The organism is Curtobacterium aurantiacum, assembly GCF_018598555.1.
In the GTDB taxonomy this organism is placed as follows: domain Bacteria; phylum Actinomycetota; class Actinomycetes; order Actinomycetales; family Microbacteriaceae; genus Curtobacterium; species Curtobacterium aurantiacum.
Map to the genome: position 1 here is coordinate 221714 of NZ_JAHEWN010000002.1, position 13094 is coordinate 234807.

The 13094-nt window shown below is 66.8% G+C and carries 13 protein-coding genes; 7 read left to right on the forward strand and 6 right to left on the reverse strand.

Translation table 11 applies throughout. The annotated features are described in order from the left end of the window. Positions 1-19 precede the first annotated feature (19 nt). The 3 genes from KK087_RS02960 to KK087_RS02970 are packed head-to-tail and all read left to right on the forward strand — an operon-like array spanning position 20 to position 2981. Positions 20-1012 (forward strand): glycosyltransferase, encoded by a 993-nt coding sequence (locus KK087_RS02960; protein ID WP_214564158.1) that lies wholly within the window; start codon positions 20-22, stop codon positions 1010-1012. A gap of 29 nt (positions 1013-1041) precedes the next feature. Further along, positions 1042-2238 carry a lipopolysaccharide biosynthesis protein gene (locus tag KK087_RS02965; RefSeq protein WP_214564159.1) on the forward strand — a complete coding sequence of 399 codons (1197 nt, stop codon included), beginning with the start codon at positions 1042-1044 and terminating at the stop codon, positions 2236-2238. Positions 2239-2246: 8 nt separating this feature from the next. Beyond that, positions 2247-2981, forward strand: coding sequence for a hypothetical protein (locus tag KK087_RS02970; RefSeq protein WP_214564160.1), 735 nt, complete (start codon positions 2247-2249; stop codon positions 2979-2981). On the opposite strand, the gene KK087_RS02975 is transcribed toward KK087_RS02970, so the two are convergent. Further along, the gene (locus KK087_RS02975; protein ID WP_214564161.1) at positions 2871-4340 is read right to left on the reverse strand and encodes an O-antigen ligase family protein; all 1470 of its coding nucleotides are present in this window, start codon (positions 4338-4340) and stop codon (positions 2871-2873) included. The two genes, KK087_RS02970 and KK087_RS02975, sit on opposite strands and share 111 nt — an antisense overlap. Positions 4341-4388: 48 nt before the next feature. On the opposite strand from KK087_RS02975, the gene KK087_RS02980 reads away from it, so the two are divergent. Continuing rightward, positions 4389-5018 carry an acyltransferase gene (locus KK087_RS02980; RefSeq protein WP_214564162.1) on the forward strand — a complete coding sequence of 210 codons (630 nt, stop codon included), beginning with the start codon at positions 4389-4391 and terminating at the stop codon, positions 5016-5018. 13 nt (positions 5019-5031) lie between these two features. On the opposite strand, the gene KK087_RS02985 is transcribed toward KK087_RS02980, so the two are convergent. The 3 genes from KK087_RS02985 to KK087_RS02995 are packed head-to-tail and all read right to left on the reverse strand — an operon-like array spanning position 5032 to position 7781. Next, the gene (locus KK087_RS02985) at positions 5032-6165 is read right to left on the reverse strand and encodes a glycosyltransferase (protein WP_214564163.1); all 1134 of its coding nucleotides are present in this window, start codon (positions 6163-6165) and stop codon (positions 5032-5034) included. Beyond that, complete coding sequence (locus KK087_RS02990) at positions 6152-7264, reverse strand: glycosyltransferase (RefSeq protein WP_214564164.1); 1113 nt, start codon at positions 7262-7264, stop codon at positions 6152-6154. The genes KK087_RS02985 and KK087_RS02990 overlap by 14 nt, the downstream gene beginning before the upstream one ends. Then, on the reverse strand, positions 7257-7781 hold the full coding sequence (locus KK087_RS02995) for an LbetaH domain-containing protein (RefSeq protein WP_307859941.1): 525 nt from the start codon (positions 7779-7781) through the stop codon (positions 7257-7259). Before KK087_RS02995 ends, KK087_RS02990 begins: the two co-directional genes overlap by 8 nt. Before the next feature lie 125 nt (positions 7782-7906). Here KK087_RS02995 and KK087_RS17780 point away from each other — a divergent pair, with 125 nt between their 5' ends. Next, the gene (locus KK087_RS17780) at positions 7907-9154 is read left to right on the forward strand and encodes a glycosyltransferase family 4 protein (RefSeq protein ID WP_214564166.1); all 1248 of its coding nucleotides are present in this window, start codon (positions 7907-7909) and stop codon (positions 9152-9154) included. Positions 9155-9178: 24 nt separating this feature from the next. Here KK087_RS17780 and KK087_RS03005 read toward each other — a convergent pair whose 3' ends face one another. Further along, positions 9179-9682, reverse strand: a complete 504-nt coding sequence (locus tag KK087_RS03005) for a serine O-acetyltransferase (RefSeq protein WP_214564167.1) — start codon at positions 9680-9682, stop codon at positions 9179-9181. Continuing rightward, a complete protein-coding gene (locus KK087_RS03010; protein WP_214564168.1) occupies positions 9679-10815 on the reverse strand; it encodes a glycosyltransferase family 4 protein in 1137 nt (378 codons plus the stop codon). Before KK087_RS03010 ends, KK087_RS03005 begins: the two co-directional genes overlap by 4 nt. Positions 10816-11059: 244 nt before the next feature. On the opposite strand from KK087_RS03010, the gene gmd reads away from it, so the two are divergent. Together gmd and KK087_RS03020 are read left to right on the forward strand one after the other, a co-directional pair. Continuing rightward, positions 11060-12088 (forward strand): GDP-mannose 4,6-dehydratase, encoded by a 1029-nt coding sequence (gmd, locus tag KK087_RS03015; protein WP_214564169.1) that lies wholly within the window; start codon positions 11060-11062, stop codon positions 12086-12088. Beyond that, positions 12088-13059, forward strand: a complete 972-nt coding sequence (locus tag KK087_RS03020) for a GDP-L-fucose synthase family protein (RefSeq protein WP_214564170.1) — start codon at positions 12088-12090, stop codon at positions 13057-13059. Before gmd ends, KK087_RS03020 begins: the two co-directional genes overlap by 1 nt. The last annotated feature ends 35 nt before the right edge of the window (positions 13060-13094 follow it).

Consider the following 13094-nt stretch of genomic DNA (forward strand, 5'->3'; position numbering starts at 1 on the left):
TCGTCTGTTCTACGTCCGCGTGCTCGCGGAAGCAGCGCTCGCGACGGGTGCTCGTGTCGTTGTCCTCCTCGGAGCGGACCCGGTACCGAAGGCCGAGCAGGTTCACCTGGCCTCCGTCGCCGGCAGGGTCGAGGTGCTTCGGCGGGGACCGATGAGCCAGGACGAAGTCGCGCGACTCTCGCACGAGGTCGAGGCGCATCGCGTCGTCATCCCGGACGCGGATCGCTTCGCGCTGCGTCTTGCCCTCCGACGACGGTGGGAGGGCTCAGGGCGGCTGAGCCTGCTCATCATGCGTGAGTCGGCGCAACCGACGAGGGTCCCGTTCGTGGACGGTCTGAAGACGCGGCTGAGGACCATGGCGTTCCGACGAGTGGCTCGTCTGCGCAACGCGGACCTCCGCGTTCTGAAGTCTGCTGGATGGACGGGCGCCGCACCGTTCCCGGTCGCGGTCGATCCCGTCGTGATCGCCTCGTCCGATCAGTCGGCGGAGCGGTTCCGCGAAACTCACCGGATGGACGGTGATCGGTACTGGTTCGCAGTCCTCGGAGCGATCTCCGCCCGGAAGAACCTCGACCTCATCGTCGAGGCACTCCGCGACGTTCCGTCCCGCTGGGGACTCCTGGTCGCAGGCCACCTCGACGAGGACATCAGCGAGGAGCTTCGAGACCGGCTGCGCTCGATGGTCTCCGACGGCTCCGCGATCGTTGTCGACCGACTTCTCTCGGATGACGAGCTCGACACCGCTGTGCGGGTCGCGGACTGTCTCGTCCTGGCGCATTCGAACGAGGGACCGAGCGGACTTCTGGGGAAGGCCGCCGCCTCCGGCACCCGGGTTGTTGCGGCGGGCGCCCGAAGCCTGAAACACGACGTGGAAGCACTGGGAGGGCTCGGCGAATGGACGGACCTGAACGCCGCTGAGCTCGCCACCCTCCTGCAGCGTGCGACGCAACAGCCACGACCCCGGGCGGTGCTGCCCGCGACGACGTCGGCCTTCACCGACGCGCTCCTGTGAACATCGGACCGACCGGAGGTGAGCGGCCGATGGCGCACCAGGCGGTGCTCCTCGCCGGAGCGACCGGACTGTCCCAGGTGCTCGTCGCCGTGCTCTACCTCTTCGCCGCCCGGGGTGTCGGCCTCGAGGCCTTCGGGTCGGTGGTCTCGGCGATCGCGCTGGGAACCGCAGCGGCAGGGTTCATCGACTTCGGCACGAACAACCACTGGACGAGGGAGCTCGCGCGTCAGGTCCTGAGTCGCGACGTCTTCGTCGCGCGCCTGTTCTCCAAGCTCGCCATCACCGTCCTCCTCGCAGCGACCTGGACGGTGGTCCTGGGGATCGCGGCGCCAGCCTCCCACCTCTGGCTCGCCGGCCCCATCGCCGCCGCACTCGTGGCCAACCAGGCGTACCAGGTGCCGCTCCGAAGCGCGGCACGCGGGGATCTGGTCGCGCTCGTCATCATCTCGGACCGAGCGGCCGCCGCGGTGTTCTTCTTCGGACTGCTGGCCGTTCAGGTTCCGTCGACCGTGGCGCTCTGGATCGCTCTCGCCGCGGGCTCGGTACTCGCTTCCGTCATCGGGGGTTCACTCGCGCCAGGTCGCACCGGTCGTGTCCGCCCACGCTTGGTCAACCCCTGGGTCGGGGCCCGCTACTTCGGCATCACCGTGGTCGCGACCAGTGCGCAGTCCCTCGACCTGACGCTGCTGTCCGCCGTCAGCGGGAGCGCCGCTTCGGGTGTGTACGGCGCAGTGAGCCGATGGACCCAACCCATGAGCCTGCTCGCTGCCGCGTTCTCGTCCGCGCTCGCACCGTACGCGGCAAGGAGTCCCGATCTCAGAACGGCCTGGAGCGAGCTGCGCCGGGCACTCTGGATGCCGATCGCTGCGATCGGGCTCGCCGTCGTGGTCTTCTTCGCGGCGCCGCTGGTCGTCGACGTGCTCCTCGGGGACGAGTACGCAGGGTCGGCAGGAGTGCTGCAGTTGCTCGCGCTGGTCGTGATCCCGTCGATCATCTGTCAGCCGCTCGTCGTGATCCTGCAAGCCTTCGGACGGGACCGGTACGTTGCGCTCGTCATGGTGATCGCCGCGATCGTGCAACTCGTCCTCGTCGTGGTCCTGGGGCACGTCGGCGGTGCGATCGGGGCGGGCCAGGCTGCTCTGGTTGCTCAGCTGCTCATACTCATCGCGCTCATCGCCGGAGTGCTGCACTTCAGGAGTACCGCTTCGAAGGAGCGTCGACCATGACAGGGACCGTGCTCCTCACCGCGACGGTGCGTCCGAACACGACGATGAACCTGGTGCAACACGACCCGGATGCCCGGCTCGCACAGTACCGCCACGCAATCGGGGTGTGGGCCGCACAGCTCGATGGCACGTCGTTCGGGCTGACCGTGGTGGAGACCAGCGGCGCCACCGCTACCCAGTTGTTGTCGTCGGTCGACGCCGGGTCCCGCCATCGCATCCGAGTTGTGCAGTACGACCCGACCGAGTCGGACCCGAGTCGGGGCAAGGGGCGTCTCGAAGCGGATGCCATCGTGCACGGGCTCGCCAGCATCGAGCAAGCGTCCGGCTCGGACCAGAGCATCTACAAGTCAACGGGCAGGCTCGTTCTCCGGAACGCCCGCCGGCTCGTCGTCCCGATCCCGAGCCGTACCGTCCGCGTTCGGATGACCCTTGACCGCTCCTTCGCGGACACACGCTTCGTCGGCGCCCGTGCGCACGACTGGCGGACGGTCCTCCTCGCAGATGCCGCTGCGATCGACGAGGAAGCTGGCGTCTACTTCGAGCACGTCCTCGCGGCGGCAGTGGCTCGGTCCGCAGCGCTGAAACAGATCCGCGTCGAACACTTCCCGGAACGGCCGTACCTCACCGGCCAATCAGGCTCGACGGGGCGCCGGTACGGCCGTGGCTTCGCGTCCTCCGTGCCGGCGCTTTCGCTTCTCGCGGAGCGCGGACTCGCTGTTCTCGCTTCGAAGAAGCAGACCTGAGGGTTCCGGTGCCTGCTCGGCGAGCGCCGCACCGACGAGCAGGACGGCGAGGCCGACGGTGATGGCAAATCCCTTGTCCTCCAGCGACGCCCCGAACGGCAAGAGCGCGATGAGGATGGCAACACACCCACGAACAGCGGTGTTCGCGAGCGTCCAGCGGAACATCGGAGCCCGCCGGAGCAACGGCACGAAGATCAGCACGAGGCACGCGAGCAGGATGATGCAGCCGATGATCCCGAACTTGGCCAGGTACACGAGCGGACTGTCGACGGAGAAGTCGGTGCCGGCAACCCCCGTCGTGGGGTTGATGAACGTCTGACCTTCGCCACGACCCATCAGGACGTTCTGCCGCCACAGTGCGAGGCAGTACTCGTACGCGCGAGAACGGATCGCCCCCGATTGGTCGGAACCGACACCGTTCTGGATGGTCTGCCAGATGCTCGCGAACCGCTGCGCCAAGAAGTTCTCGTTCTGGAAGAACTGTGCGGTCAGGGGAACAGCCGCTGCGATCGCCGCAAGCCCGACCACAGCGGCCGTGATGATTCGACGCACCGGCGCTCGCAGCTTGTCCCGTGCACCCACGATCCCGATGAGCACCGCAGCGAAGACCACTCCGGTGCGAGTCCCCGTCACGAGGACCGCGAACACGAAGGCGACCCCTGCTGTGAACCAGACCCATTGGATGCGCGAGCCTGCCAGGGCCATCGCGAAGCTGAGCGACACCGCCAAGGTCAGCGCTGTCAGCGAGGACAGGAGTGCCGCGTCGCCGTCCACGGGCTGCGTCGTCACCAGACCGCGTGCGGCGATCCAACGTGCGGCGAAACTGTAGGCCGCGAGCGCGCCCACCAGGACCACCAGGATGCGGGAAGTCCGAACACTCGTGGTGCCGATCGCGTCCAGGGCGATGATCACGGCACAGCCGATCAAGATGTACGTCGCTCCGTCGCGGAGCCAGTTCGACATCGTCGCCCCCTGCACCGCGACGGAGTACGGAAGAACGATCAGCACCTGCCACAGGATGATCCCGATCCCGCCCAGGTACGAGGGGAACAGCGCCCGCAACGCGGGCGACTCGGACAGCCCCCGGAGTTTCGTCAAACTGACCAACACGGACACGCCCACCACCGCGAAGTAGAACAGCTTCGGCGCGCTCAGGCCACTTGAGGTCTGGAAGACGAGGAACGCGCCGAACACGAAGAACGCGGCTCGTGCCCACGAGTAGCGGACGACCAGGACGAGTGCGAGCGCAGCGGGGATGATCAACGCCAACCGGGGGTCAGCGGATGCTCCGATCGCGAGCACGCAAGTGAGCGCCGCGGCGAGGACCACGAGGGCGCCTGTGCGTGTCCCCGATCGCATGTCGCAACTCTAGCCGGTCGGACGAGCTCGACGACCTAATGTTGAGGCATGAGGCGTCTCGCTCTCCTGCTCTTCGGGGACTTCCGTATTTCTTGGCTCCGCACACTGCTCCAGCTGATACGCGGTCGCCGGATTCTCATCGGACGGCGATTTCGTCTCAAGGGCACGCCAGAACTGGTCGCTGGTCATTCCCGTTTGACGCTCGGAACGCTTCCCTACGGTTTCGCAACCGGACGCGATGACGGCATCCTCCGGGTCCGCGGCCGGCTGAGGGTCCGGGGCAGGGTCGCGATCGGAGTCGGATCGAGGATCGAAGTGGGGCCTGACGCCTGCATGGACGTCGGTGAGGGCACGTACTTCTCCCCGAACGTCCGCATCATCGTGAGTTCAGGGCTCACCATCGGGCGGGGATGTGCCATCGGATGGGACGTCCAGATACTGGACGACGACCAGCACGCCTTCCGAAGCGGGAATCGCCAACGGCCTAGGACAGCGCCGGTCGTCCTCGGGGATCGCGTGTGGGTCGGGAGCAAGGCGATGATCTTCAAGGGCGTCGAGATCGCAGACGGCTGCGTTGTCGCAAGCGGTGCGGTCGTGACGAGGAGCGTCGACGAACCGAACAGCCTCGTCGCCGGAAATCCGGCGTCGGTCGTTCGACGAGGAATTGTCTGGGAGTGATCGAGTAGCGGGATCAATGCTGGTCGAGCGCGCCGAGGAAGACCGAAGCGAATGCGGCCGGAGTGTGCTCGAGGATTTCTGGATCGCTGATGTGTCCGCGCCAGTTCGACCTGGACACGACGAGCGCCTCCGCAAGGGAGTCTTCGTCCGCATCGCAGATGTAGACGCCCCTCATGTGTTTCGTCGAGGCTGCGACGCCACTGCTGGCGGTGACCACTGCGTGAAGACCGGCTGCCAGCCCCTCGTTGACGACGAGCCCCCAGACCTCCTCGGAGGACGGCAGGACCAGGGTGTTGCTCGCGATCATCTCGTCGATCGCCGCGTCGTTCTCCGTCGTGCCCTTGAACGCGACGTGCCCGGTGAGGCCCAGGGTCCGGACACGGTCTTCCAACGTGCGGCGCTCGGGGCCGTCGCCGACGAAGACCAGCTCGTCCTCCGGCTCACGGACCTTCGCGAACGCCTCCAGGAGGAGGGCGGGCTGCTTCCGGCTGATCAGCTGTCCGACGAAGACGAAACGGTGTCCGCCTGATCGTTGATCGTTCATCCGGGAGGAGCGGGCACGATCCGCGATGTGCTGCACATCGACGGCGTTGAAGCCGCGATGTATGCGCTCGGCCGCCACGCCGAAGCTCCTGAGCGCGTCCTCCGCGTCAGCACCCGGGACGACGATCGCGTCGAGATTGCGCATGAACAGGCTCCGCGCTCGGGCGATGACACCGGAACGATGGCGATTCGTCTTGAGCGTCGACTCGTAGAAGCCGACGGTGCGGATCCGTCGGAGCTTGGCGACGAACAGGAGCTGCCAGTACGCAGGGGACTCCCACCCTCCGAGCAGGACCGCGCTCGGTTTCCGGGCGAAGGCGAACCGCGGGTCGAGGAGCGTGTACAGGCTCGTCTCGCCCCGGCGAAGCTTGAGCGTGTGAAGCGTTCGGTGTCTCAAGCGCCGGAGCCCCCGGTCGGACCAGTCGGCCGGGCGCCGTCCTTCGCGGACACGTTGCCGGTCGCTCTCCAGGAGGAACACCGTCAGGTCCGCCCGGCTCGCAAGCTGTTCCCAGACCGGGACACGGTACGGGGCCGCGATGTTGGTGAACCAATGGAGGACGGGCAGCGGTCGGCGGGCGGCGTCCGAGGCGTCACGCTCCGGCATAGATGTCCTGCAGACCTTCCACGACCTGGCGGAGCGAGAACCGCTCCTGCGCAAGTCGCCTCGCGCGTGCTCCCGTCTCGGCTGTTGCCTGTGGCGAGTTCAGTGCTTCTTCGAGGCGGGCTCGCAGCTCATCCGCGGACCCGAACGTCCACCCCGCGCGCGCCTGCGAGATGAGTGGGGCGAGCGCGGACGTGTGGTGCACGATGGGCGGTGTCCCGGCAGCCATGGCCTCCAGGATGGTCATCCCGAAGGGTTCGTCAACGGCGGGCTGCACGAACACCTGGGCTCCCTTCATGTGGTCGTTGACCTCGTCTGGAGGGACTGGCCCCACGAGCACGACCCGCTCGCCGCCGGGCCGGGTCGACAGCTCGTTCCGGACGTTGGCCAGGTCGCCTTCGTCGGGCCCCGCGATCCGGAAAGTGTCGTCCGGGTAGCGGCTCGCCAGCTCAGCAGCCACGGATGCGAACACGGCAGCGCCTTTCCTCGGATGGAGCCGGCCGAGGAACAGCGCTCCCCGTCGGCGGTCAGGCTCGGGGTCGTCTTGCAAGGCGATCCCGTTCCCGAACAACACCGAAGGCGTCGCCCCTCCCGACAACCGAGCGATCTCACGGCCCTCGTCGGGTGTGAGCACCAGTGCGGTCCGGGCGGCGGCGATCACGCGTTCGGTCATCAACGAATCGACGAGGTGCGCGGACCGCTTCGACGACGCATCGATCATCCCGTGCGTGTGGACGACGTAGGGGAGTGATCGTCTGCGCAGCGACATGGCGATCGGCAGGGTGACGAGATCACGCGCGAGGTGAACATGGAAGATCTCTCTGCCGGTGAGCCCACGAAGGACCTTCCGTCCGAGGCCAGGCGCAACCGTGGTCGCAAAGCCCATCCCCGGCACGAGCCGCCGTGAGCGGGCGAGCTGAAGCGGGACGTCGTGCCACTCCGTTGGCAGTGTCTCGAAGCCGTCCGCTCCCGCGAACACCGAGGAATCGATGCCTCGACGACGCTGCTCCGCCGCGATGTCGAGAGCGACCTTCGTCGGACCGCCGAAACGCCCGTCTGGGGAAACGAGCGTGACGATGTGGCGAACGACCTGGTCAGGCATGCCGCGGGCCGGTAACGACTGCGGGGTTCCCGACCGCGATCGTGTTCTCGGGGATCGCACCGCGGACCACCGAGAGTGGCTGCACGAGTGCCGACCGACCGATGTGGGCACCTCCGAGGACCACGCAGCGGGCCGTGACCCAGGCGCCGTCGTCGATCACGATCGGTCGAGTGATCAGTCCCATGTCCCGACGGTGCGCGTGACTCCCGGTCGTCACGAACGTGTCCTGCGAGACGACGACGTCGTGGCCGATGGTCACTTCGTCCTGGTTGTGGATCCAGACGCCCTCTCCGATCCAGCTGTCGTTGCCGATGCGGAGCTTCCAGGGAAAGCGCACTCGGGTGCGGGGACGGAAGATCACGCCGTCGCCGATGTCGGCGCCGAAGCGGCGCAGCACAGCGACGCGGAGGCGCGAGCTGATCTGGATTGGGTTGGTGACGAACAGCAGCTCCGCGATGCCCCAGAGGTAGACGATCGGAGCCGGTCGTCCCCACGTCGTGCGCTCTCCGGGTGCCACTCGCAGGCTGATTATCCGGGGCTGCCCAGAAGGCGCGTTGTCGAGGTTCACAGTTCAACGTCCCGTGGTCGGTCGAGGAAATCCTCGGCTGTTACTGTCCTCGGGTGTCCCCCCGAGTGTCTGTCGTGATCTTCGCACAGAACTACGCGCCTGAACCGAGCGGCAACGCACCGTACGTCACCTCGCTCGCCGAGGGACTCCAGGCGAGTGGGGAATTCGATGTGACGGTCGTCACTGCGCATCCGTACTACCCCGATTGGAAGATTCGAGCGGGGTACGGCCAATGGAAGCGTCACGAAACGCTTCGAGGTGTGCGCCTCCGCCGGAAACTGCACTACGTCCCCCGTCGGCCCACAGCGCTCCGGCGCCTCGTGTCCGAACTCTCCTTCGGTGCCCGGTCCGCGCTTTCGTCCTGGGGGAGGCCCGATGTGGTCGTCCTCGTGTCTCCGAGCATGTTCGCGAGTGCGGTGACGATGCTCCGCCTGAAGTTGCTGCACCCCCGCACGCCGGTCCTGACCTGGGTGCAGGACTTGTACAGCCTCGGAGTCCGTGAGACCGGAGGCCGAGCGGGGGCGGCGAACGTGGTCACGGCGGTCGAATCATGGCTGTTCCGGAGCGCCAGCAGCGTGACCGTCATCCACGAGCGTTTCCGGCAGACGGTGACTTCGTTGCTCGGCGTCGACCCCGACAACGTGGAGGTCATCCGGAACTGGACTCACATCAGCCCGGTCGACGGGAGCCGCCGAGCTGCAGCACGGTCGACGCTGGGCTGGGGAGACGACGAGCTCATCGCGCTGCACACGGGCAACATGGGCGTCAAGCAGGGGCTCGAGAACGTCGTGCGTGCCGCGGCGCTCGCGGAACAGCGCGGGGTCGGGGTCCGATTCGTCTTCATCGGGGGCGGCAACCAGCGAGAGCGCCTCGTTGCCATGGCCGATGGCCTCCAGCAGGTCGACTTCATCGACTCCCTGTCGGATGAGGAGTACGCACTCGCGTTGGTTGCAGCCGACGTGCTCCTCGTGAACGAGCTGCCGGGTGTGGCCGGGATGGCAGTGCCGAGCAAGCTGACCTCCTACTTCGCAGCCGGGAGACCCGTCATCGCCGCAACTGACGCCGGGGGAGTCACTGAAGAAGAGGTCACGGCTTCCGGAGCAGGAGTGTGCGTCCCCGCCGCCGACGAATCAGCGCTGTTGAACGCGGTCATCGAAGTCGGTAGCGATCCGCAACGCGCATCGCTCATGGGACTCGAAGGAGTTCGGTACTACGAACGGCTCCTGTCTCCCGGTTCGGCCTTCGAGGCGTTCAGGCACGCCCTCCACAGTGCTCGACGATCGGATTCGGGAAACCGGCGCTCGCGTCCATCGCATCACTGACACGAGCCCCGATTCGCGCTCACTTCACGACCGGGTGCCGATCTTCCGTGCCGGGCAACCGGCCCATATCTCGCCGGCCGGAACGCTCTTCGTGACGACGGCGTTCGCGCCGATGACCGCGCCCTTCCCCACGGTGAGGAAACCGCGAGCGCAGACGATCTTGGCACCGGCGCAGATGATGACGTCGTCTTCGACGATGAAACCCTCGAGCGAGGATTCTGGCTCCGGCATCCACACGTCGCCACGGCCGATCGTCACTCCGTGGTAGATCGTGACGTTGTCCCCGATCACCGTGCGCGGGTGGAGGACGACCCCGAAACCCCGGTGCATCACCTGTAACCCGGATCCGATCTCGACGTGTGCCGGGATCTCGAGACCGTAGAGCGACAGGACCTCTCGCACCACCCGCCTGAAAGGTCCGCGGCGAGCCCTGATCAAGCGGTCGAGAATCGACATGTCTCTCTCCGTCGGCGCGAAAAGGTCAATGGAAAGACCGTAGTCGATCGTCGGTGACGGGCAGGGTCTCATCTCGGTGCGACCGACGACGGATACCCGAGCAACTGCTCAATGGATCGCTGCATCCGGTCCACCATGTCTTCGAGCTTGTACTCGCCCGCTCGGGATTCTGCAGCGCGAGCGAGGCGACGTGCCTCCTCGGGGTGAGCGATCAACGCATCGAGGGCAGTAGCGAGCGCCTCGGGTGAATCCTCAGTGACGACCGAATCGATGCCAGGGCGGAGGTACTCGAACTCGGGAGCGTGGAACGCGGACTCGGCCGTGACGATCGGGAGTCCGAGCGAGAAGCTCTCCGGAGCGATGAGACCAACTCTGCCCGGATTGAAGATGCCAGTGCAGACCCTGGCCAGCAGAGCCTTCTCTCGATCGCCGGCGTACCCGATGGAGCGCACCTGCTCCCGGTCGATTGCTGGCCTCAACAGGTGCTCCAGCTGTCCTCGGCCAGCAACCACGAACCGGGCGGGTGACTTCCGCTCCCAGAGACAGTCGAGCGTGGAAGCAAGAAGATCGACGCGCTTGCTGGCATCGAGACCACCCACGACCGCGAAGTAGGAACCCTCGCCGATACCGATCGCGGAGCGGACATCGTGTTCGGGCCGTTCACGTGCAGCGAGAACGGCCCGGCGAAGCGCGCCGGTGTCCGAGGTGTTCCCGAGGACGGAGACCTTGGCAGGGTCTGCGCCGTAGGCGACTGCGATGTCACCACCGCTCGGCGTGTACGCGAGGACGGCGTCTGCTCGGCGGACCTGCCAGCTGCGCAAGGTTCTCGACGCGAACGAGTCTCGACTGACGTAGGACCCGACATGCCCCCACACGCCAGTCGGAGTGGCGCTGAGCAGCGCGCGGTAGGAGTAGAACGCTCCCGCTGCGAGTTCGACGATGACCGCGTCAGCCGTGCCCCACACAGACGGACCCGGTGACGTTCGAAGCGTTGCTGGCCCCAGCTTGAGCGACTTCGACGTGAAGATGCGGTGTCGAACGTCCGAAAGCTGGACGCTGTCCTGGCGCTCGCGTTGTTCCGGATCCGGCTCTCCCGACGCGATCACGAGTTCGTGGCCGTTCGACCGGAGCCGCCGGGCGAGCTCGGAGAAGAGCGCCGACCGGTATGCCGGGACGTACGGCTGCACGATCACGATCTGGGCCACGGCGCCACGCTTCTCATCGGTTCGAACCCCGAGACGGTCTCTCTGGATTGGATGGGATCGTAGCGCTCCGGTGTCAGAGAGTGGCCGCTTCACCAGGACTGTCCGAGACACGCGTCGCAACTCGGCGGCCACGCGCTTGGGGACATGGACCGATGTCGTCTCTCCCCGAGTACGTCCGTATGCTCAGGGGCTGGAGGGGCCGCTGGACCACCTACGGGCTCCATCACGAGAACTGGGGAATCGTTTGACGAAGCGGGCGCTCATCACTGGCATCACCGGACAGGATGGGTCATACCTGGCCGAGCTGCTGCTCCGGAAGGGGTACGAGGTGCACGGACTCATCCGTCGCGCCTCGACGTTCAACACGTCGCGGATCGACCACCTGTACGTGGACCCGCACAACCCCGACGCCAAGCTGTTCCTGCACTACGGCGACCTCGGCGACGGAGCGCGACTCGTCAGTCTCCTCAGTGAGCTGAAGCCCGACGAGGTCTACAACCTCGCCGCGCAGTCACACGTGCGGGTCTCGTTCGACGAGCCCGAGCACACCGGCGACGTGACCGGTGTGGGCACGATGCGCATGCTCGAGGCCGTCCGCGTGTCCGGCATCCACACGCGCTTCTACCAGGCGTCGTCATCCGAGATGTTCGGTGCCACCCCGCCACCGCAGAACGAGGAGACGCCGTTCTGGCCGCGTTCTCCGTACGGCGCGGCGAAGGTCTACAGCTACTGGGTGACCCGGAACTACCGCGAGGCCTACGGGATGTTCGCGGTCAACGGCATCCTCTTCAACCACGAGTCGCCGCGTCGTGGTGAGACGTTCGTCACCCGGAAGATCACCCGCGCGGTCGCTCGGATCAAGGCCGGCCTCGAGGACCACGTGTACCTCGGCAACCTCGACTCGGTGCGCGACTGGGGGTACGCAGCCGAGTACGTCGAGGGCATGTGGCGGATGCTGCAGGTCGACGAGCCAGACGACTTCGTCCTCGCGACCGGTGGCGACTTCACGGTCAAGGACTTCCTGACCACCGCGTTCTCGCACGCTGGGTTGGACTGGGAAGACCACGTGCGGTTCGACGAGCGCTATCTGCGTCCCAGCGAGGTGGACGCGCTCGTCGGCGACGCCTCGAAGGCCAAGGAGAAGCTCGGCTGGGAAGCGACGGTCGACACCGCCGAGCTGGCGAGGATCATGGTCGACGCCGACATCTCCGCCCTCGAGCACGAGGGCCGTCCCTGGATCGACAGCGTCCGTCTCGAGAGCTGGGGTTCCTGATGACCACGACCGACTTCACCCCCGGTCCGATCGATCGAGCCGACCGCGTCTACGTCGCGGGACACCGCGGCCTGGTGGGCTCGGCGGTCTGGCGCAAGCTCGAATCGGAGGGCTTCGCCGACCTGGTCGGGCGGGCCTCGTCCGAGCTCGACCTCAAGGACCGCGGCGCCGTCTTCGCCTTCTTCGCGGACCAGAAGCCGAAACACGTCGTGCTCGCCGCCGCCAAGGTGGGCGGGATCATGGCGAACAACACGTACCCGCACGACTTCCTGAGCGAGAACCTGCAGATCCAGGTCAACGTCATGGACGCCGCTGTCGAGCACGGTGTCGAGCGGCTCGTGTTCCTCGGTTCGTCCTGCATCTACCCGAAGATGGCCGAGCAGCCGATCCACGAGGACGCGTTGCTCACGGGGCACCTCGAGCCGACGAACGACGCCTACGCCATCGCCAAGATCGCGGGCATCCTGCAGGTGCAGGCCGTTCGCCGGCAGTTCGGCCGCCCGTGGATCTCCGCCATGCCGACCAACCTCTACGGCCCCGGCGACAACTTCTCGCCGACCGGTTCCCACGTCCTGCCGGCCCTCATCCGTCGGTACGACGAAGCGGCTCGCAGCGGCGCACGGACCGTCGAGAACTGGGGGACCGGTTCGCCCCGACGCGAGTTCCTGCACGTCGACGACATGGCAGCTGCCGTGTTCCACCTCATGGAGCACTACGACGGCCCGGATCAGGTCAACGTGGGCACCGGGTCGGACGTCACGATCAAGGAGATCGCCGAGACGATCGGCAAGATCGTCGGGTTCGAGGGCGAGACGGTCTGGGACACGACGAAGCCGGACGGGACCCCGCAGAAGCTGCTCGACGTGTCGAAGCTGGCGGACGCCGGTTGGACGGCGCAGATCGGCCTCGAGGACGGGCTCCGCAGCACCATCGACTGGTACCGGGAACACGCGGACTCCGTCCGTCAGTGACGGGTGTGGGACGCACGGAACCGTAGGATCGCCTC